Annotated in this window: 18 protein-coding genes; 8 read left to right on the plus strand and 10 right to left on the minus strand. The window is 50.4% G+C overall.

The genetic code is table 11. From position 1 onward, the window contains the following. Positions 1-344: 344 nt before the first annotated feature. From AC07OI_RS25685 to AC07OI_RS25705, 5 genes are all read left to right on the plus strand, one after another. A complete protein-coding gene (locus tag AC07OI_RS25685) occupies positions 345-1,241 on the plus strand; it encodes a diiron oxygenase (protein ID WP_492707065.1) in 897 nt (298 codons plus the stop codon). Continuing rightward, positions 1,219-1,464, plus strand: coding sequence for an acyl carrier protein (locus AC07OI_RS25690; RefSeq protein ID WP_162042157.1), 246 nt, complete (start codon positions 1,219-1,221; stop codon positions 1,462-1,464). The genes AC07OI_RS25685 and AC07OI_RS25690 overlap by 23 nt, the downstream gene beginning before the upstream one ends. Positions 1,465-1,540: 76 nt before the next feature. Then, positions 1,541-3,601, plus strand: a complete 2,061-nt coding sequence (locus AC07OI_RS25695; protein WP_495259183.1) for an alpha/beta fold hydrolase — start codon at positions 1,541-1,543, stop codon at positions 3,599-3,601. Positions 3,602-3,705: 104 nt separating this feature from the next. Then, entirely contained in the window at positions 3,706-5,343 is a 1,638-nt protein-coding gene (locus AC07OI_RS25700) for an amino acid adenylation domain-containing protein (RefSeq protein WP_495259184.1), read from the plus strand. Positions 5,344-5,416: 73 nt separating this feature from the next. Further along, positions 5,417-5,872 (plus strand): HIT family protein, encoded by a 456-nt coding sequence (locus tag AC07OI_RS25705; RefSeq protein ID WP_492707070.1) that lies wholly within the window; start codon positions 5,417-5,419, stop codon positions 5,870-5,872. Positions 5,873-6,060: 188 nt separating this feature from the next. Here the strand turns inward: AC07OI_RS25705 and AC07OI_RS25710 are convergent, their stop codons facing one another. Beyond that, complete coding sequence (locus AC07OI_RS25710) at positions 6,061-7,755, minus strand: long-chain-fatty-acid--CoA ligase (protein WP_495259185.1); 1,695 nt, start codon at positions 7,753-7,755, stop codon at positions 6,061-6,063. 265 nt (positions 7,756-8,020) lie between these two features. Continuing rightward, positions 8,021-9,004 (minus strand): zinc-binding dehydrogenase, encoded by a 984-nt coding sequence (locus AC07OI_RS25715; protein ID WP_495259186.1) that lies wholly within the window; start codon positions 9,002-9,004, stop codon positions 8,021-8,023. Between the two features lie 105 nt (positions 9,005-9,109). On the opposite strand from AC07OI_RS25715, the gene AC07OI_RS25720 reads away from it, so the two are divergent. Further along, positions 9,110-9,988 (plus strand): LysR family transcriptional regulator, encoded by an 879-nt coding sequence (locus AC07OI_RS25720; protein WP_495259187.1) that lies wholly within the window; start codon positions 9,110-9,112, stop codon positions 9,986-9,988. Between the two features lie 19 nt (positions 9,989-10,007). Here AC07OI_RS25720 and AC07OI_RS25725 read toward each other — a convergent pair whose 3' ends face one another. The 8 genes from AC07OI_RS25725 to AC07OI_RS25760 form a co-directional block, all read right to left on the minus strand. After that, positions 10,008-10,841 carry a DUF2145 domain-containing protein gene (locus tag AC07OI_RS25725; RefSeq protein ID WP_492707078.1) on the minus strand — a complete coding sequence of 278 codons (834 nt, stop codon included), beginning with the start codon at positions 10,839-10,841 and terminating at the stop codon, positions 10,008-10,010. Positions 10,842-10,852: 11 nt separating this feature from the next. Continuing rightward, positions 10,853-11,284, minus strand: coding sequence for a hypothetical protein (locus AC07OI_RS25730; RefSeq protein ID WP_492707080.1), 432 nt, complete (start codon positions 11,282-11,284; stop codon positions 10,853-10,855). A 204-nt stretch (positions 11,285-11,488) separates the two neighbouring features. Beyond that, positions 11,489-13,549 carry a M13 family metallopeptidase gene (locus AC07OI_RS25735; RefSeq protein WP_495259188.1) on the minus strand — a complete coding sequence of 687 codons (2,061 nt, stop codon included), beginning with the start codon at positions 13,547-13,549 and terminating at the stop codon, positions 11,489-11,491. 528 nt (positions 13,550-14,077) lie between these two features. Next, on the minus strand, positions 14,078-14,974 hold the full coding sequence (locus tag AC07OI_RS25740) for a sulfurtransferase (protein ID WP_492707084.1): 897 nt from the start codon (positions 14,972-14,974) through the stop codon (positions 14,078-14,080). Between the two features lie 48 nt (positions 14,975-15,022). Further along, on the minus strand, positions 15,023-15,502 hold the full coding sequence (locus tag AC07OI_RS25745) for a GNAT family N-acetyltransferase (protein ID WP_495259189.1): 480 nt from the start codon (positions 15,500-15,502) through the stop codon (positions 15,023-15,025). 228 nt (positions 15,503-15,730) lie between these two features. Further along, positions 15,731-16,552, minus strand: coding sequence for a LytR/AlgR family response regulator transcription factor (locus AC07OI_RS25750; RefSeq protein ID WP_492707088.1), 822 nt, complete (start codon positions 16,550-16,552; stop codon positions 15,731-15,733). Between the two features lie 15 nt (positions 16,553-16,567). Then, on the minus strand, positions 16,568-17,695 hold the full coding sequence (locus AC07OI_RS25755) for a sensor histidine kinase (protein WP_495259190.1): 1,128 nt from the start codon (positions 17,693-17,695) through the stop codon (positions 16,568-16,570). A 158-nt stretch (positions 17,696-17,853) separates the two neighbouring features. Further along, a complete protein-coding gene (locus AC07OI_RS25760) occupies positions 17,854-19,095 on the minus strand; it encodes a CaiB/BaiF CoA transferase family protein (RefSeq protein ID WP_492707091.1) in 1,242 nt (413 codons plus the stop codon). Between the two features lie 47 nt (positions 19,096-19,142). Between AC07OI_RS25760 and ugpQ the strand changes: the two genes are divergently transcribed. After that, the gene (ugpQ, locus tag AC07OI_RS25765; protein WP_495259191.1) at positions 19,143-19,889 is read left to right on the plus strand and encodes a glycerophosphodiester phosphodiesterase; all 747 of its coding nucleotides are present in this window, start codon (positions 19,143-19,145) and stop codon (positions 19,887-19,889) included. A 102-nt stretch (positions 19,890-19,991) separates the two neighbouring features. Further along, the gene (locus tag AC07OI_RS25770; RefSeq protein WP_495259192.1) at positions 19,992-21,065 is read left to right on the plus strand and encodes a MerR family transcriptional regulator; all 1,074 of its coding nucleotides are present in this window, start codon (positions 19,992-19,994) and stop codon (positions 21,063-21,065) included. The last annotated feature ends 47 nt before the right edge of the window (positions 21,066-21,112 follow it).

A 21,112-nucleotide genomic window follows, 5' to 3' on the forward strand; every position in this document is an offset into this window, starting at 1 on the left:
TGATTTGTCCTGGATCTTTAAAAAAAAAGATCGATTGTGCTTTTTTTGCCACTAATTGAGTACTGGCCTGCTTGCGCCCGGCGCCCTCTCTGTGAATACAGAAATATTGTGGAGCAGGCCTGGCTATATGGACTTTTTACCTCTGAAAAGACAGGTTTTCTGCAGTTTTTGTGCACGGATAAAGTTTCTGGAAATCAAATTTTGTGCCAGAAACTTAGATGAAAAATTCTATCGAATTGAATGGACGCTGATGTTGGACTTTTATTAATGTAGTTAAAGCGACATCTAAAAATAGCTAGACTAAATTTTAACGTATTGATCTGCATCAATGGAGACAAAGAAAGATGAGCAGCACGCAAAGTATGTACACCGACCGGCTCGCCAGGCTGGTGCAATTGTCCCGTGACAGGCATGTCTTCAGCTTCACCCGCTTTGACTGGGTGGATGATATCAGCGAGGCTGACTGGTGGGTTAGCCCTGAATTGCTGACCATCCATGGCACACCGTATTACGAGCAGGCCAGCGAGGCACAACGCAAACTGCTCAGCAAATGGGAGTGCATCAACCTTTTCAGCCTGAATGTGACTGGCGAGCAGGAATTGATTGCAGGCGTGGCAGAACTCTTGCATACCCCCATGCTGAAAGAAGCCAATGATTACCTGCATCACTTCATCGACGAAGAAAACCAGCATATGTGGTACTTCGCCAAGTTCTGCGAAAACTATGGGGGTAAGATTTATGGCAACAAGAAAATACAACTGACTGAACTCAAGCTTGACCCCAGACTGACAATACTCGTCCGCTTTGCACAGATTTTCATTTTTGAAGAAGTCGGCCATTACTACAATTTGAAGATTGCACTTGATGAACGCGTGCACCCTTTCGTACGCGAGATCAATGAGGCGCACCGCAATGATGAGTCGCGCCACATCACCTTTGGCCGTGCCTTGCTGGCCAGGTTGGCAGATGGCATCAGCAATGATTATGCGCCAGAAGTGCTGGAGAAAGTCTCGCAACACTTGCGCAAATATGTGCAGGTCACCATCGAATCCCTCTACAACCCGGCCATGTACCGTGATGCCGGTTTTAGCAGTGGCATGGCAATCCGCAGTGCACTGCTCGCAGACCCGGCGCGGCAAGATTTTCATGCACGTGAGTTGCTGAAAAAAGTGCTGGCCTTGCTGGGCGACACCCATTTATTAAAACAGGAGACCAGTCTTGAGCCAGCTTATCAGTCTTGACAAGATCAATGAAGTTAAACAGTGGTTGCTGTCGAAGAAAAAATATCTGTCCGATATTCCCTTCGACCTTGACCTCATAGAAAACGATGTCGTCGATTCCCTGAGTTTTGTGGAATACGTACTCCTCATAGAAGAAATCAGTGGCAGGGAGGTTGTCGTCGATGACACCGTCCTTGACAAGGTCAGGACCCTGGACAGAGTGCAATTGAATTATATGGAATAGGGCACTCCATTCCGCTGCAGATATAGAAAACATAAATAGAAAACATAAATAGAAAACATAAACAAGGAATAAAACAATGGAACATCAATTCACTGATTATCGCTATGGCGATTTGCTGGAACTGACCAACCGTCATCGCAATACGACAAAGAATATTATTCTCACCGGTGCTACCGGTTTTCTCGGCAGTAATTTCCTGTTCTGGCGTTTGCGCCAGAGTGGCAAGATCTATGTACTGGTCAGGGGAGAGTCGCAGGAACACGCCAGACAGCGCGTGTATGATGCGCTGGCCATATGTGCTTCTGCCTACAACCAGCCCATCCCCAAAGCGGATATTGACAGCAAGCTGGAATACATACTCGGCGACATGACCGAGACCATGTGCGCGATCAGCAAGACTGACCTGGAAAAACTTACTGGCGCGGGCATCAGCGAGTTCTGGCATTGTGCTGCCAGCCTGAAGTTTGAAGACCGCCACAAGGAAGAAATTTATCACCACAATATCAATGGCACACAGAATGTGATGGATCTGGCGCGTCGCGTGCATTGCCAGCATTACCTGCATATCTCTACTGCCTATACCTCTGGCCGCGTGGCTGGCGAAATACCTGAGAGCCTGCATCCTGTCGATATCGCCTACAACAATTTTTACGAGAGCAGTAAAAATGAAGGCGAGCATGAAGTCGCCAGATACTGTGATGCCAACGGACTGGATTACCGCATCCTGCGTCCCGCCATCATCATGGGGCCGCTGGCATCACGCCGCAGCGGCGGCACGCGCTTTGGTATCTATGGCCTGACGCAGGAAATGTATCGTCTGCGCGAAACACTGAGCAAACTGCAGACACCTCTGCGTCTCATCGGTGATCTGGCTGCTGCAGGCAATCTGGTGCCAGTGGATCAATGCGTGTTCGACATGATCTATCTGAGCAATATTGGTTTTGGTGATCAGAAGGTGTATCACCTGACCAATTCCAGCGACCTCAATGTCAAGACCATGCTGGAGAAAATTGATACTGCACTTGGCATGAAAAGCATCAATTTCGTGCCGGAGCGTGATACCCCTGCTACGGCGATAGAAGAATTGTTCGACAAACGCACCGTGTTTTATGGCGGCTACTACCGCACCATCAAGAACTTTGCCCGTAGCCTGCCTAAACATGTGGGCCTGAGCTGGGCTGATTATGGCACTTACCTGACAGCCTTTATCAAAGAGCTCGACGAGCAAACTAGTGGTACGACCTTCAACCGTACGCAAGTCACAGCTGATGATGGTACGGAATTATGCGTGCTGACACTGGGCGACAAGAGCAAACCAGCGCTGGTGCTGGCAAATGCCTACGGCATGCCATCTGATTTCATGTTCCCGCTGGCCCAACGCTTGTCTGATCAATTCCACGTCATCACCTGGGAAAGCCGCTGGGTACCAGCCATTACCCACGAATTTAATCTGGAGAAATGTCATTCACTGACTCATGCCAAAGACATGGTGGCGATACTCGACCACTTTGGCATTGCCAAGGCAGCCATCGCTGGCTGGAGCAGTGGTGCCCAGGTTAGCCTGCGCAGCATGGCTGCTTTCCCTGAGCGTATTTCATCGGCAGTATTGCTGAATGGCGGCGTCTCGTTGCCAGCCTCGAATGAAATCAAGATCACCGATTTTGAAAAAAATATACGCACACTTTTCCCCAAGATTGCTGCCAATTATCGTTTCGCCCAAAAGTATTGCGACCTCATTTATGGCGCCCATGCAACCTCAGATGATGGTGAAGACCGCAAGATGATTTCTACCATCCTGACCAGTACCGACCCTTTCTTGCTGTACATGACCAGCGTCCCTTTCCGCACACCGGAATCATTATTCCGTTACGCCAATATGATGAATGGCCTGTTCAATGAAAGAGATGATGCCTGGACTGCTGATATCCCACATCCTGTACTCGTGCATGTCGGTGGCAAGGACCTGGTCACGCATGCCGATGTTGGCCGCTTCCTGGTCGCCGGCCTGAAACAGGGGGTATTGTCCTTTGATGAAAACGGCGATCACTTCTCGCATTTTTACGATGAAGACCTGGCGACCATGATCAGGCAATTTGTGACGCAGCATCAGGAGCAAGTTGTGCCTAGCCTGAATTGATGTCAACGGCAATGTCCGCTCCAAGAAAGTTTGCGGATATTGCCCTGCTGTTATCGAGGTAGCGAAATGATGGTCATTGCCGTGACCAGGAGGAGACCTTTTTTATGAAAAAAGAACAAAAATTATTGATTGCCGGTTTTTTCAATACGGCAAAAAACCAGCCTAACAGCAATGCATTGTGGGTGGACGAACAAGTCTACACCTATGCTGAACTGCTGTTGCGTGTCGCCCGGATTACCCGCACGCTGGCGCGCGAGAATAAAGATTGCAGCCGTCAACGCTGTGCCTTGCTGGTTGACCGCAGCATTACTGCCTATGCCTCTGTGCTTGGCAGCTTGCTGGCCGGCATGGCCTATGTGCCGCTGAATGCCAAATTCCCTGTACAGCGTAATTTGCGCATGGTTGAATTATCTTCATCGACGTCAATTGTGGTGGATGAACGCTCCATGGACGCTGCCAGAGAGCTGCTGCAATCTTACCCTGAGCCATTGACCGTGCTGATGCCAGAGACTGAGGCATTGCCAGCCTGGGCAACCAGTGCCAGCCAGCACACCTATATTTTGAAACGCCAGATGGCTGAGGCTGATACTGTCAGTCTTACCCTGCCTGCCAAGGCCAATCCTGTTGCCTATATCCTGTTCACCTCTGGCAGCACGGGTTTACCCAAGGGCGTGGCAGTGACGAATGAGAATGCCAGTACTTATGTCTCCAGTATCATAGGGCGCTATCAGCCAGGACAAGGTGACCGTTTCACCCAGTTCTTTGATTTTACTTTTGATTTATCGGTGCATGATATCTTCGTCTGCCTGAGTGCTGGTGCTTGCCTGTACAGTGTGCCTGCGCGCGTCATGATGATGCCGCTTAAGTTTGTGCAGCAACATGAATTGACTCACTGGTTCTCGGTGCCATCGCTGGCAGCATGCCTGAAGCGTTATAACGCCTTGCGCCCCTGCATCTTGCCCAGCCTGAAGTACAGTTTGTTTTGTGGTGAAGCCTTGCCCACCAGCCTGGCGCAGGACTGGCAACCTGCTGCACCCAATTCCATCATGGAAAATTTATACGGACCTACCGAGGCGACGATCGCCTTTACGGTGCATCCATATCAGGCCAGCAATCAGCGTATCGCTGCCTTGCCTGTCGTGCCCATAGGCCAGCCTTTGCCGGGGCAGGAAACCATGGTGCTGGACGAACACTTTAATCCTGTTGCTGATGGTGAAATTGGTGAGTTGTATCTGGGCGGCTCACAACTGGCCCAGGGTTATTGGGAAAATACCGAACTGACGCGTCAGCGCTTCCTCAGCATGCACTTCGAGGGCAAACTGGCCCAGCGTTGGTACCGTACCGGTGACCTGGCCTGTGTCGATGCTGAGGTTGGCTTGCTGTATTGCGGCCGCATCGATAACCAGGTCAAGATACGTGGTTACCGGGTAGAGGTGCAAGAGGTTGAGGCCGTGATTCGTCGCCTTGGCGGTTCTGACCTGGTTGCTGTTGTGCCCTGGCCTGTAGCGGCAGATGGCAGTGTGCAGGGCTTGCTTGCCTATGGCTGTGGCTTTACCGTATCATCAAGAGATATACTCAAGGCCTGTACCCTGCATTTGCCTGCTTACATGCTGCCACAGGACGTGATTGAATTGCGCAAGATGCCTTTCAATTCGAATGGCAAGATCGATTATCCAGCCTTGCAAAAGCTGGCGAAAGAAAGTGATGGCCAGCAAATGGAAAAAGTCATTCCTGGCGTGTGATACTGTGTGGAGCAACAGGAGATGAACCCGTCCTGAGTGACGGGTTTTTCATGTATACAAAGTGGAGAATAATGTGGCCGGCAAGCATGAATGTATATTTTGCGAAATCCTCAACGGGCGTAGTGCTGCATCTGTCGTGTACCGTGATGAACACTGCATTGCTATTCTGGATGCTTTCCCATTGACGCGTGGGCACCTGCTGGTGATACCCCAGCAGCACCAGCAGCATATCGAAGAATTGCCGGAAGAGACTGTGGCTTACCTGTTCGCAATGGCCAGCCGTTTTTCATCAGCATTGCGACTCGGTGGCGAGAGTGATGCTACAGCTGTGTTACTCAATAATGGCAAGGCTGCGAACCAGCATGTCGCTCATGTCCACCTGCATGTGATACCGCGGCGTGATGGCGACACGGTAGCGATGGTATGGCGTTACATGACACGCTTCATCAATCCCTGGTCATATATAGGCCGTGGCAAGCGCTTGTCGCAGCAGGCTGTGCGCTGGCAGGCTTTGCTCAAGTCAGAATAAGAGGCTGTTGCGAAATTAACCTGGTGTTGTTGCACCTTCTTACCGTACTAAAGTACTGTTTGCGTCGGCTACGCCTGGCTATATTAATTTCGCAACAGCCTTTAAGTGATTTGCATATCCCAAAAACAAGGCCTGACGATGCAGGCCTTGTTTTTTTGCGCAACGTTAGCTCAACATCAGCCTGGCGTTCAAGCCGCTTTTTTCTCTTCTTTCTTTTCATCCCTTAATTCACGGCGCAAAATCTTGCCTACGTTTGATTTAGGCAATTCGGTACGGAATTCTATGTACTTGGGTTTCTTGTAGGAAGTCAATTGTTCCTTGCAATAGCTCATCAATATTTCGTCTGTCAATTTCGCATCTTTTTTGACGACATATAATTTGACGGCTTCGCCAGAATTGTCATCTGGTACGCCTACGCATGCGCATTCCAGCACTCCGGGATGGCTGGAAACGACACCTTCGATCTCATTCGGATAGACATTGAAGCCGGACACCAGGATCATGTCCTTCTTGCGGTCTACAACGCGGATAAAACCATTTGCTTCCATGATGCCGATGTCGCCGGATTTGAAAAATCCGTCAGCCGTCATGACCTTGGCTGTTTCATCAGCACGGTTCCAGTAACCCAGCATGACTTGTGGGCCACGTATCGCAATTTCGCCTGACTCGCCCAAAGGAACACGGTTGCCGTCGTCATCGAGTATGGCAATTTCTGTCGATGGCAGGGGCAGACCTATGGTACCGCTGAAGTCACCGGAATCTGCAGGGTTACAGGTCGCCACTGGCGAAGTCTCTGACATGCCATAACCTTCTATGATGGGGCAGCCTGTCACTTTTTTCCAACGCTCTGCCACTGCAGGCTGTACTGCTGTACCGCCACCATTGCAAGCTTTCAGCAGGGAAAAATCAAGTTGGGCAAAACTGGGATTGTTCAGCAAGCCGTTGTACAGGGTATTCACGGCAGGCAGCATGCTGATCTGGTGTTGTGACAAGGTCTTGATCAAGCCGGGGATGTCGCGCGGATTAGGGATGAGGATATTCATGCCACCCAGGCGCATGCCCATCAGGTAGCAACTGGTCAGCGCAAAGATGTGATACAAAGGCAGGGCACAGACAATAGTCATGGCTTCTACCTTGGGCGCCTTGTTCAACGCAGGTTGCGCCCAGGCTTCATTTTGCAAGACATTGGCAGTGACATTGCGATGCGTCAGCACTGCTCCCTTTGATACGCCTGTGGTGCCACCTGTATATTGCAGAAAGGCGATGTCGTCATGGGTGAGCTTTACTGCTTGCAGTTGCAGGCGGGAGCCTTCTGCCAATACCTGCTTGAAACTGATAGCGCTCGGCAATGAGAATTCCGGCACCATTTTTTTGATATGGCGTACGGCGAAATTGACGACCATACCTTTGACGCCACCCATCAGGTCACCCATACTGGTTACTACCACATGTTTGATCCTGGTTTTGCTCAGTACCTGTTGCAGTGTAGTAGCGAAATTTTCCAGGATGATGATGGCTTCTGCGCCTGAATCATTCAACTGATGTTCAAGTTCACGCGGCGTGTACAAGGGGTTGACGTTTACGGCGGTATAGCCTGCGCGCAAGACTGCGGCGATGACGACAGGGTATTGCAGGATGTTAGGCATCATGATGGCAACACGTGCGCCTTTTTCCAGACCCTTGTTTTGCAACCATGCAGCAAATTTTTTCGACAAGTCATCTACTTCGGCATAGCTCAGGTATTTGTCCATGCAGACATAAGCCTTGCGGTCGGCATATTTCTGGAAAGACTCTTCGAGCAAGTGCACCAATGAAGTGTATTGGGTATAGTCGATCTTTGCGGGCACACCTTGGGGATAGGATTGCAGCCAAAACTTTTCCATGCTTTACCTTTGTCTCTGATAGTTATAAAAATCGGGTCATGCCAGGCACTGTGCGTACATTGGCGGCATTCTGATATTTGCAAACTTATTATTATTTTCTAGACATGCTAACGGGCAGGGGAATTGCAGGCAAGACTTAAAACTGACATTTGAATAAGTCTACTAATCGATACAATTGTGGTTTCCTGTTCAATGAATGGCTGTCTGGTAAGTTGTTTTGAAGAACCAGCCAGCCGCCAGTGGCAGGCTGGTGTCGCCATCTTTTTTATGTGCCAACCCTGACTATCAGCTTTCCCCTGGCAGTGGAGGCTTCCATCATTTCGTGCGCTGTGCGTATCTGTTCAAATTCAAACACATTTGCTGGCGTGGCCTGATAAATGCCTTGTTCAGCACAGTTTATGATGTCTTGAAAGGGGATGGCAGATAGTGGATATTCCGGCGTCCCCAGCATGAAGCTGGCAAAAAAACTCAGGTAGACATCACAGGGCATGTCATGGATAGGATTGAAGTTGGCAATAGGTGCCGGGCCGCCTAAAAAACCAGCCAGACAGGCACGCCCATATCGTTTAAGACAGCGCAGACTGTCAATTATGCTGCTGTTGCCTATCAGGTCAAGCACCGCATCCAGCCCATGTGGGTACAGGTGCCGGATATCCTGGGCAATCTGACCCTGCTCCAGTATCACCAGGCTGGCACCGAGTGACTTCAGCTGTTCTGCCTTGTCCAGGGTACGGGTAGTGGCAATAACGCAGGCACCGGCATGGCTTGCAATATTGATGGCTGCTTGCCCCAGTGCAGAGCTGGCACCACGTATCAATAGTGTTTGTCCAGATCGCAGGCTCAGGTTACCGTGCAGGCTGCTCCAGGCGGTGGCATAGGATTCCGGCAGGGCGGCCAGGTTTTCCCAGCGCATGTCGGTTTCCACCGCGACGACATTGCTGGTGGGCACGCAAGTGTATTCCGCATAACTGCCATTGATACTGCGCCCCATGCCACCCATCAGGGCGATTACTTTCTGGCCCTGCTGCAAACGTCCGCTCGGGTCTTCGGCGACCACGCCTGCGCATTCTATGCCACTGACTTTGGCGACATCGCCCCAGCTTCCCTGACGCATATAGAGTTCGGCGCGGTTCAGGCCAAAGGCTTTTACCCGTATCAGTACCTGCCCGGGATTGGGGGCGGGTGTTGGCAGTTCCTGTATATCCAGTTGCCCGGCACTACCATATTGCTTGATGACTATTGCGCGCATTGACTTGCTCCTTCATGTGGTTGAAAAGTGAAGTCAGTGTATTTTTTATGTATGTAGAATAAAATTACTAAATAAATACAATTAATGTAGATAAAAATTACAAAGATGAATGATATAAACCTGCAAGAATTACTCTGCTTGAATGCGGTCGCGGAAGAGGGAAGTTTCCAGGCTGCTGCTGACAGATTGCACCGTACTCATCCGACGGTTTTCAATGCAATCAAAAACCTCGAAAACCGCCTGGGTTTGCGCTTGCTTGATCGCAGTGGCTATCGCGTCAGCCTGACGGCGGAAGGCAGGTCATTTCATCTCAAGACCAGGCAGGTGCTTGATCATGTCGCTGCCTTGCAAAAACATGCGCAGTTTCTGGCGACGGGGGAAGAGACCGAACTGCGTGTCGTTATCGGCGACCTGTGTCATCTGCCAGATACGCTGGCCAGGCTGAAGCGTTTTTTTGATGATTGCCCTGGCACCCGATTGCATTTGCAGTTCGAGACCCTGACCGGCCCGGTCGAGCGTCTGATGGATGGCGATGCAGACCTGATTCTGCATCATATCGATGAAGCAGATGCACGCATGGAATTCATCAGGCTGGGCAAGGTGAAACTGATACCAGTAGTGGCACCAGGTTTTTTAAAATTTGCCATTCATGATGCGATTACGGTTGAGCAGATGCGCGACTATGTACAGTGCATCTTACGTGATACCGCCACCCATACTCAACATCGTGAATATCATTTGATACCGGGCGCACATAGCTGGACGGTCAGTGACCAGTTCATGAAAAAAGAGTTGATACTGCAAGGCATGGGTTGGGGCAATATGCCTTACTACCTGGTGCAGGACGAGCTTGCAGATGGCAGGCTGTTGTCGATACGTGGGCGTTATTTCAAGGAGAGTGAATTGCAACTGGTGGCAGCCCGTCGCAGCGACGTCATGCACGGGCCGGTAGCCGCCCGCTTGTGGACATATCTGCAATCCTGAGTTGGGCGGGCGTGTTTGTTCAGGGTTGACCAATCACGAATTTTTGTGCCTTGGGGTCTCTGCCCATCATGAAACGAACGATGGACTCCACAGTCACGGTGTCGATTTGCCCGGCCATGCGGCGGTCAAACGGATGGTCGTCGAATGCTACGTTGGCGCGGAACATGCGTGCACCCAGACGTGTCAGGGAAGGGATGTAGATGGTGTCAGGTCTATAGGATGCTGACTTCAGCCATGCTTGTGCCTGCATGCGGTTTTCTATGCGTACGTCATTGGCTTGTGCCGCTGCGATAACTTCGAGGGCCCACTGATTCGAGTTTTGATAAGTGGTGGAGTAAGCATAGGACAACATATTGTAGCGTGGCGCATGCAAGTTCTTGGCGCGGCCGTCAGCCATCACTTGTTGTATTTTCTGTTGCAGTTCAGTGTTGGGAATAAGGACCAGGGTTTCAAAGGCGAACATGTCGTCCATGAAAAAATTACCCAGACCTTCCCTGAATAATTCTGAATTGGCTGTGCCACACTGGTTCAGTTCATGCATGACAGACCAGGTACCGTCTGGCAGACGCTCTATCAAACCGAGGTGGGAATAGCGTAAATTATACTTGGACAAATCCTGGCCAACGCGGGCGATGATGGCAACGTTGGCCTGGCTTTCATCCAGTCTGATCTGGGTTTTGTGCGCAAACTCCAGCGCCTGCATGACTTTCTTTGGATCGTAACTATTTTCCTCGCAAGGGCGACCGGCAAAAGCCGGTGCCGTGCAAGCAAGTGTGATGACGATGAATAAACGCTGTATCAATGGTAGCAAATTAGTCAGCGTTACCGGGGAAGTCAGTGAGTGTGTGCGCATATTAAATTTGATCAGACCTTGTTGTGATGCATCAGGGCAGTGCCGATTTCATTTGGGATGAACGCCAGCACCTTGCCTGCACTGACCAGCAGATAACCAGTCGCCGTGGCACTGACCTCTACTACTGCACCGCTGACCAGACCAACTTTTTCTATGCCCTTGCCAGATAACCTGACTGTAGTGCTGACAGCCTGGGTAGAGCCTTTGAGTACAACAGTCACGCCATCGGCACCAGCCTTGACCGTATCAACGATCATCTCGCCTGATCCTGCCACCATGGAAAAACCGCCGAGCATGATGATGCCTACACCCATGGACAGAGCTTCAGAGCCACCAGATGGCCCGCAAGAGATGCAGCCACGGCCAGCGTGTGCAGAAAGTGGTAACAGGCTGCTCGCGCACAGGGCGGCAATCAGGGCGATTTTGCGAATTGATGCTGACATGAAGTCTCCTTGTATGTAGAAAGTGACTCTACAATAATATAAGACCATAGAATCACAAGCTATTTGTCATCAGTAGCAAATAGTTACAGAAGAGGTAGTGGAATTTAATACCAGAAATTGGCTTTTTCAGGAAAATAGATACTGATGGGCCAGCTGCCATACCCTTTGATAAGAGCAGGGCAGGTGGCGTGAAGATGATGTTGATTACCAGATACTGACACGCTTGTCCGGCGTCAGATACATTTTGTCGCCAGGTTTGACGTCAAAAGAAGTATAAAAATCAGGATGGTTGACCAGGCTGCCGTTGACGCGGAATTCGCCTGGGGAATGCGGGTCAGTCTTGATGAGCGTAATCGCACGTTGCTCGCGTGACTTGCCACGTCTGGCTTGTGCCAGGCCCATGAACAGGCGTTGCTCAGCTGTCCAGCCATCAATCACAGGCGCAGGTTTGCCTTGCAAGGATAGTTTGTAGGCGCGCAATGCCATGACGATACCGGCATTGTCAGCAATGTTCTCACCCAGGGTCAGCTCACCATTGAGGAAATGGCCAGGTAAGGGACTGTATGCATTGTATTGCTCTACCAATACCTTGGTTTTTTTCTTGAATTTTTCCTGGTCTTCGGCTGTCCACCAGTTACGCAAATTACCGTCACCATCATACTGTGCGCCCTGGTCATCAAAGGCATGGCTGATTTCATGGCCTATGGAAATGCCCAGTGCACCATAGTTGAAAGCGTCTTCTGCATTCACATCAAACAGGGGCGATTGCAGGCGTGCTGCCGGGAAGACGATTTCATTCATCTCAGGGCTGTAATAGGCATTCACTGTTTGTGGTGTCATATGCCATTCTTCGCGGTCTATGGGTTTACCCAGTTTGGCAACTTCCCTGTCATGACGTGCCTTGCGTGCGCGCATGAGGTTGCCGATCAGGTCATCGCTCTTTATCGTCAGGCTGGAATAATCACGCCATTGTTTTGGGTAGCCTATCTTGACGCTGATTTTGGATAGTTTGGTTTGCGCCTGCTTCTTGGTTTCCGGGCTCATCCAGTCCAGTGTGTCTATGCTTTGTTTGAAGGCTTCGAGGAAATAACCCACCATTTTTTCTGTGCGCTGTTTGACTTCAGGTGAGAAATATTTTTCGACATAGGTTTTTCCTACAACTTCACCCAATACCTGATCAGTCAGCGCCACGCCACGTTTATCCCGCGTACGGTTTTCCTTGATACCTGCAATGGTGGCACCTTTGAAGGCAAAGTCTTCGTTGACGAAGTCAGATGACAGGAACGGGCTGTATGCGCTGATCAGGTGCCAGGTGAAATAAGACTTCCAGACATCCAGCGTGAAGTTGTTCAAGTTGTCGTCAAAGCCCTTGATGTAGCTCGGCTGCGATACGATGAGATCATTGACTTTGCCATGCATGTGAGCGGATTGCAGATAGGCTGTCCAGTTGAATGCCGGAGTCATCTTGTTCAAATCACTGACGGCCATTTTGTTATAGGTCTTGACCGGGTCGCGGTTTTCTACTGCTGTCCACTGTACCTTTGCTATAGCAGTTTCCAGGGCGATGATATTGTCGGCTTGTATGGCAGGATTTTTTTCGCCCGCCAGCGTCAGCATTTTTTCTATATGTGCTTTGTATTTTGCGCGGATGTCTGCCATTTTTGCGTCATCCATTTTCAAGTAGTAATCGCGATTTGGCAAACCCAGCCCAGCTTGGGCGACATCAACAGCATATTGACTTGAATTTTTATTGTCCTGGCCAATACCCACACGTATTGGCGTGTTGACACCTATCTCATGCAAATGAGCAATCAGGCCAGGTATGGCCTTTTTGTTTTGCATTGCTGCAATCTTGCCGAGTTCACTTTTCAGTGCTGCAATACCCAGGGCATTAAGTTTTTCTTCATTCATGAAGCTGTTGTAGAGGTCACCGATTTTCTGTGTATCTGATCCTGCTACTTTATTGCTTTCTTTGGCAGCACTTTCAACGATGGTGCGCAATTGCTGCTGCACATCCTCACGCGCTTTCATGAAAGTGCCCCAGTCAGATTTGTCTGCCGGGATTTCATTGGCCGTTAACCATGCACCTTGCGCATAGCGATAAAAATCATCCTGAGCACGTACGGCCTTATCCATGTTTTCGGGATAGATGCCAGAACCAAGGGCAGTCGCTTTGGCAACGACTGTGGCTGGGCTGGGGTCTGCTGCCTGGGCAGCATTGGCCAGCAGGCTGAGGGCGAGAGTGCTAAGTAGTAAGCGTTTCATAGGAAGTCTCTGGATAGGATGTTTTTTGTCTGAGCAGGCGCTCTTGGATTATAGAACTACTAGAACTCATTTCATAAATAGGGTGAGTGCGAACAAGACGATTTGGGATGCAGTGCAAGGCCTAAGGTGTGTACCCTGTGAAGCTAAGGCTGGTGCCTTGGCGAGGGAGGGGTGACACACTACGCACTGCAATGCGCCCAAATCGTCAGTTCACCAAGGGTTTGCCTCATAACACACGCTGGACTGCAGGTTTTGACAATTAGACTCGTGATCAATAGCACCGCTATTGACTGCCTCGTTCCCTTGCAGGGCGCATGTGCGCTTGCAAGCGCACATCGTACACGAAACCCCTGCTTTACCCTTGCCAGCCCACGTTATGAGACAAACGCATCTCACCCTATTTATGAAATGAGTTCTGAAAGAATAGACTGATCGAAACTGGCGAAGTTCATTGCAGAAAATAAAAAAAAGCATTACCGCTGTAAACAGTAATGCTTTTATCTGAAAGAGTTATTTGAGCAGGTTTGACTATTGGGCAATAGTGGTTTCTGCTTCGGTTGCGCCGGTGGATTCTTTCTTGCAATGCGGGCAAGACTTGCCAGAGATATACCACGGTGACAATTGCTCACGGGGTGTGACAACGGCACGGCAGGCAAAGCATTGCTTGGTATCGGTGGCTTCCAGTTGCGGGTTCAATGCCGTGCGATAGTCAAACACAAAGCAGTCGCCATGGTAGTGATCACCACCCACTTCTTCAAAATACTTGAGTATGCCACCTTCAAGTTGGTAGACACTCTCGAAGCCAACATTCTGCATGTGAATGGCCGCTTTTTCGCAACGTATGCCACCGGTGCAAAAAGTCACTACGGTCTTGTCATTGAGTACATCGCGATTGGCTTCAATCACAGCCGGAAATTCAGTGAATTTGGCAATGCGGTAATCGATGGTATTGTCAAAACTGCCAACATCAACTTCAAAATCATTGCGGGTATCGACCATGACCACGGCTTTGCCATTGTCGTCATGACCCTGGTCCAGCCAGCGCTTCAGCGTGTGGGCATCCACTGCTGGTGCGCGGCCTTCTTCAGGCTTGATCAGCGGCATGCGCATGGTGATGATTTCTGCCTTCAGCTTGACCAGTATCTTGGTGAAGGGCTGGTGGTCAGAAAAACTTTCTTTGGCGACGATGTCTGCAAATCGCGGGTCCTGATGCAGCCAGTCCATATACGCGTCAATTTCATGGCGCAAACCGGCCAGGAACATATTGATGCCTTCTGGCGTCAGCAGTACCGTGCCTTTCAGATTCAGTTCCTTGCATTTGTCCAGAAATACCTGGCGTTTTTCAGCGGTGTCATCGAAGGTGATGAACTTGTAGGCAGAAATATTGACGTAGGGTTTATCGGGTGTTTGTATTACAGCAGGCATGATGAAATTCAGTAAGTCATTGATTTGGCAGCATTATAAGCGATTTAATCAGGCTTTTGCGACCAACAGCATCTCGATATGGGGAATATCGTCTTCCAGATAGATGTCAGAAACCGTCTCAAAACCAAAGCTGCCATAAAATTTTTCGAGGTAAGCCTGGGCACCGATACGGACAGGGGCAGCAGGGTAGAGCGCATGCAAAGCCTTGATGCCATTTGCAATTAAAGCTTTGCCAACACCCGTGCCGCGCCAGTCTTTGGTGCTGATGACGCGGCCAAGTGACGCCTCATCAAAGCTGATGCCTGCCGGGACTATGCGCAGGTAAGCTGCCACTTCGCCTTCTGGCGTCCATGCTGTCAAGTGGTGTGACAAAGGGTCTTTGCCATCCACATCTTGATAGACACAGTTTTGTTCAATGATAAACACGGCAGCCCGCGCCTGGTAAATCGCATGCAATTGCACATTACTCAATTCGGCAAAGCTGGCGCATTGCCATTGCAAATCGTTTAAGTTTTTTGGATTTGTCATAGTCGCTTTTCTGTATTTTGAAAGCATCTTATCAGGCCTTGCGCAAAATTGTCCCAGCAAGGGTATCGCTTCAGGAAACCACCCTTGCAAGCGCGGTTCGTTACGTCGGCAGGCAACGTGGTGCCTGAAACCCCGACTACACCGTAGCGACGAAGACAGTACTTTAGTACAAGGAAAGATTAACGCGGGAGCTGCAACGCAGCTGGGGCGGTTTTGCGTAAGTCATGATTACATCTGTCTGAACAAATGTGCATATACCCTGCTAACCTGCAGTTTGTCCTCACTACCTTTGAGTTTGAGACTGATTTTGCCAGTTTCATCCTTGTTAGCGATTTGTATATGCAGGGTATTGACGACGGTGCTGCGGTGGATTTGCCAGAAGATGCTGCTGTCCAGTTGTGGCAATAATTCACGCAGGCTGCTGCGTATCAGGGATGAATGCTCTCTGGTGACGACATTGATGTATTTATCGGTCGCTTCAAAATACAGCACATCGTCGACATTGATCATACGTATCTGGTTGCCGACGGCGGCGCGGATAATACGCAGGCGTTCTGGCGCTGCCTGGTTGCTGTTGCTATTTCCTCCTGGTAAAGCCTGGCCTGGCACGAGGTGGCGTAATTGTTCGAGCACACGATCCAGTTCATTTGGCCTTTGCACGCCGTCATCCAGCCTTGCTTGCAATCTTTGCACAGTCTTGGCCAGGCGTTCTTCGCTGACTGGCTTCAAGACATAATCAGATGCCGAATGTTCAAAGGCTTCTATCGCATATTCATCATAGGCTGTGACGTAGACGATGAGAGGGAAGGCTTTGTCATCCGGCCATTCTTCGGCCAATTCTTGCGCGACATCCAGACCAGTTTTGCCTGGCATTTTGATGTCGAGGAAGAGGATATCGGGCAGCTTGTCGAGAGCCTCCTGTACCGCATGTACACCGTTTTCAACCACTGCACATAGCTGCAGCTCCGGCCAGAGTTTTTCCAGCATTTTTTGCAGGGTCAGTGCGAGTATGGGTTCGTCTTCTGCGATCAAGGCACGTTTGGCTGTCATGGTTATCTGGATTATTTAATTGATAGGGATGCTGAGGTGTGCAATCGCACCTTCAGGCTGATTGGCTTGCAGGCTCAGGCTGGCTTGTGGACCATATAAGGCTTGCAGGCGCTCACGGATATTGGCGTTGCCTATGTTATTCGCTGTGCTACTGGCATTTTTGCTGTCATCATAATTGAAGGGCAAGCCCAGGCCTGTATCAATGACTTTCAGGTGCAATTGTGAACCTTGTTTTTCTGCGACGACATGGATGCTGCCGCCTTCCATTTTTGGTTCCAGCCCATGCTTGATGGCGTTTTCCACCAGCGGCTGCAAGAGCATGGGGGCGATAGGGGTTTGTTGTAAATCGTCGGGTAAATCCAATGTATATTGCAGGCGCTTGCCCATGCGTATCGCCAGCAATTCGAGATAGGCTTGCATGAGCGTGAATTCCTGCTTCAGCGTGGTTTGTTCTGCGCGGGACGAGCTTAAGGTATTGCGCAGATAGACGATCAGTTGTGCCAGCATGTGTTGGGCACGCGGCGGGTCTATCGCGATCAGGCCTTGCAGATTGGCCAGGGTATTGAACAGCATGTGCGGTTCTATCTGTGCCTGCAACATTTGTAGCTGGGCTTGCATGGCCTGCTTTTCTATGGCGGCATTCTTGGCTTTTTCGGCTTCGGCGGCGGCTTGCAATTCTGAAATCCTGGCACGGCTCCAGAATGACCAGGCCGCGATCAGGCTGACTATGCAAGTCATGCCAATAGAGCTGATCAGGTATGGCGACTTAAGCTTATTGATATCCGGGATAGGGTAATTGAATACAAAGGCGGCGACAGACATGCCTACCATCAAAGCCAGGGGGGCCACCACCACACACATGAGGTAGAAACCAATGGTGTTTGGTGTCCCCGCACCCCAGAACAGTCGCTTGAATATCTTGATCAGCAAATAGGCTGAAAAGCCGATGAACATGGAGAATACGACATGTTCAAACAGGCTGCCCCGGGCATGCAGGAGATATTGAACGGCAAAGCCGCAAGCAAGGTTGATGGTCAGCAGACGCGGCATATCACCAATAACACCTACCAGGCTCTGGTAATGTTCAGGCTTTAATTTTGACTGCAAATAAGTCTGGAGTTGACGCAAGGGCTTATTATTCATTTCATCATGTGTTGAGAGATATTTGTATTGGCAGCTTAGCCCGACTATTGCTCAAGCTATAGTTGAATAAGACAAAGTGGATGTTTTTGTCGTAAAGCCAGCCAAATCTGGCGCGAGCTAGCGCAAGTCAAGGCTGCCAGAATACGGCAGCATATCCTTTAAATAATATTCCTGGCTTTCAATTCATCTAATTGTTGCTCGCCATAACCCAGTACATCGGTCAGCACTGATTGAGTATGTTGCCCTAATAGAGGTGGTGCAGACGCATAGGTGACCGGTGTTGCCGACAACTTCATCGGGCTGGCTACCAGTCTCACCTGGCCGGCGGCGGGGTGGGGCAGGTTGATCTGCATCTGGCGTGCAAGTACCTGCGGGTCTTCAAATACCTCATTGAGTTTATTGATGGGGCCGCAAGGCACGCCAGCTTCTTCCAGCAGGCTGATCCATTCCTGCTTGGTCTTGAGCCTGACCATGTTTGCCAGTATGGGTACCAATACATCCCTGTGTTCAACACGCTGTGGATTGGTGCTGAAACGCGGGTCATCTGCCAGCTCAGGCAGACCACCTATCTGCACAAATTTTTTATATTGACCATCATTACCCGCTGCCACGATGATGTGGCCATCTGCCGTCGCAAAGGTTTGGTAAGGCACAATATTCGGATGCGCATTGCCCCAGCGCTTGGGCGCATTGCCACTGGCCAGGTAGTTCATATTCATATTGGCCAGCATGGACACTTGCACGTCCAGCAAGGCCATGTCTATGTATTGGCCTTCCCCCGTCCTGTCCCTGTGGGTCAGGGCAGCCATGACAGCGATGGTAGAGTACATGCCCGTCATCAGGTCAGCAATCGCCACACCGGCTTTTTGCGGGCCACCACCTGGCAAGTCATCACGCTCACCCGTCAGCGACATGAAACCGCCCATGCCTTGCACGATGAAGTCATAGCCAGCGCGGTGGGCATAGGGGCCGTCCTGACCAAAGCCAGTGATCGAGCAATACACCAGGTCAGGCTTGACGAGTTTCAGGGATTCATAATCAAGACCGTATTTTTTTAACTGGCCAACCTTGTAGTTTTCCAGCACCACATCAGATTTGGCTGCCAGCTCACGGATGATTTGCTGACCTTCAGGTGTGGCGATATCCACTGTAATGGCTTGTTTGCCGCGGTTAGCCGCCAGATAATAAGCTGCCTCAGTGGTGTTATTGCCTTCTGCATCGCGCAAATAAGGCGGCCCCCAACTGCGGGTGTCGTCGCCACTGCCTGGTCTCTCAACCTTGATGACTTCTGCCCCCAGGTCGGCCAGGTTTTGTGCACACCAAGGGCCAGCCAGTACCCGCGTCAGGTCCAGCACGCGGATATGGCCCAGGGCAGTTTTTTGTAGCGACGAGCTTGTCATCTTGGATTATCCTATTAACATTATTTTTTAGCTTGTGAGGAGCGCATATGTGGCCCTATCCTAAAGTCATCGCCCACCGTGGCGGTGGAACCCTGGCGCCAGAAAATACTTTGGCTGCGATGCGTTGCGGATGGGAGCACGGTTTTGCTGCCGTGGAATTTGATGTCATGTTATCAAAGGATGGCGTCCCTGTGCTCATGCATGACCCTGAATTTGGCAGAACCGTGGCGGGCAGTGGTCGTGTGGCCGACACTTTGATAGCAGATTTGCAGAAGATGGATGCTGGTAAATGGTTTTCAGCGCTATTCGCAGGAGAGCCTGTGCCCCTGTATGCAGACGTGGCCAGGTTTTGCCGCCAGCATGGTATCTGGATGAATGTGGAAATTAAACCTTCTCCGGGGGCGGAAGAAGAAACCGGCAGGGTCGTGGCTGAACAGACGCAAGCCTTGTTCGCTGATGTCGCAGTCGTTGACGCCTTGCATTTGCCGTTGTTTTCTTCTTTTTCGTTCAGTGCCCTGATGGCAGCAAAGTATGCTGCACCGACCATCCCACGCGGTTTCTTGATGGATAAAATTACGATCGACTGGAAGGCTGCTCTGCAAGAACTGGCAGCCAGAGCTTTGCATACCAACCACAAATACCTGGCACCAGAACAGGTCAGGGAGGTCAAGGATGCTGGTTATGGTGTGTTTTGCTATACCGTCAACAGCCCGGAACGGGCGACGGAAATATTGCATTGGGGGGTAGATGCCTTTTGTACAGACAGGCTGGATTTGATACCGGCAGATTTTTGATTGTCGACAAGGCAATCTCAATTGCTGAAAATTAATGCCTGAAATTGCTTGACTCTGACGTAAGGTGAGACTTTATGATAAGCCTTTCTAAAAGGGCAAGCAATGTTACTCAAGATAGGCGAACTGGCAAAGCGCATAGGCCTGACTATCCGTGCGCTGCATCATTATGAAGAAATAGGGCTGGTGCAACCGTCTTCGCGCACAGCATCAGGTTATCGTTTGTATAACAAGGATGATGTCGCCCGCCTGCACCGCGTGCAGGCGCTACGTGGCCTCGGGCTGTCACTGGCAGAGACACGCGATATGCTCAATGGTGGGGGCGCAGACTTGCGTCAGTTGATACGCCAGCAGATGTGCGCCATAGACAGACAAATTGCTGATGCTAATGATTTGCGCGAGCGCCTGGCTACACTTGAAGACAAACTGTCTTCAGAAAAAGAACCGGAACTTGATGAGTGGCTGACTACTCTGCGCCTGATGACGACACAGCGTCAGTATTTCAGTGCAGAAGAAATTACCATCTTTCAAAAACGGGCAGCACAAAGCGATTTTAAGCAGCAGTGGCCCAAACTGGTGGCAGCCGTGCGCAGCCTGATGGAAAACGGCATACCTGCAACTGATATACAGGCCAAAAATCTGGCGCGCGAATGGGTAGACTTATGCAAGACCAGCATGGGCGATGATCCGCGTTTCTTCGCCAAACTCAGCAACATGCACAGGACAGATTTTTCTGCCCAGGCCATCACCGGTATCGATGGTGAACTGCTCGATTTTATTTTGCAGGCTTTGCATGAAATACGCTGCGATGTCTTTGCAAATTATCTGGATCAGGATGAATTGCAGCATTACCGCAAACATGGCCAAAAGAATATGCAGGAATGGCTGACTACTTTTGCAAATACCCGGCAACTGATGGAAAGCAAGCCCGCACCCGGCCACCCCGACATCATGAAACTCATGCGCCACTGGCAATGGCTGATTGCTGACACCTGGGGCACGAACCCCGCTACGCATCTGAAAGTCCAGACTGCCCACGAGCAGCATCCAGAGATGCTGGCTGGCAGTGGTTATACAACAGACATGAAGCAATTTGTCGAGCAAGGCATGCTGGCCTTAATGGTCAGTGATATGTCCGCCAATCTGTCCACCAACATGCCGGACCATGCCGCCCGCTGACAGCACTTAAAAAATTTCATCATTTATCTTTTCATAACGGAGTAACT

This window comes from Undibacterium sp. GW821-FHT07F11 (assembly GCF_059418665.1).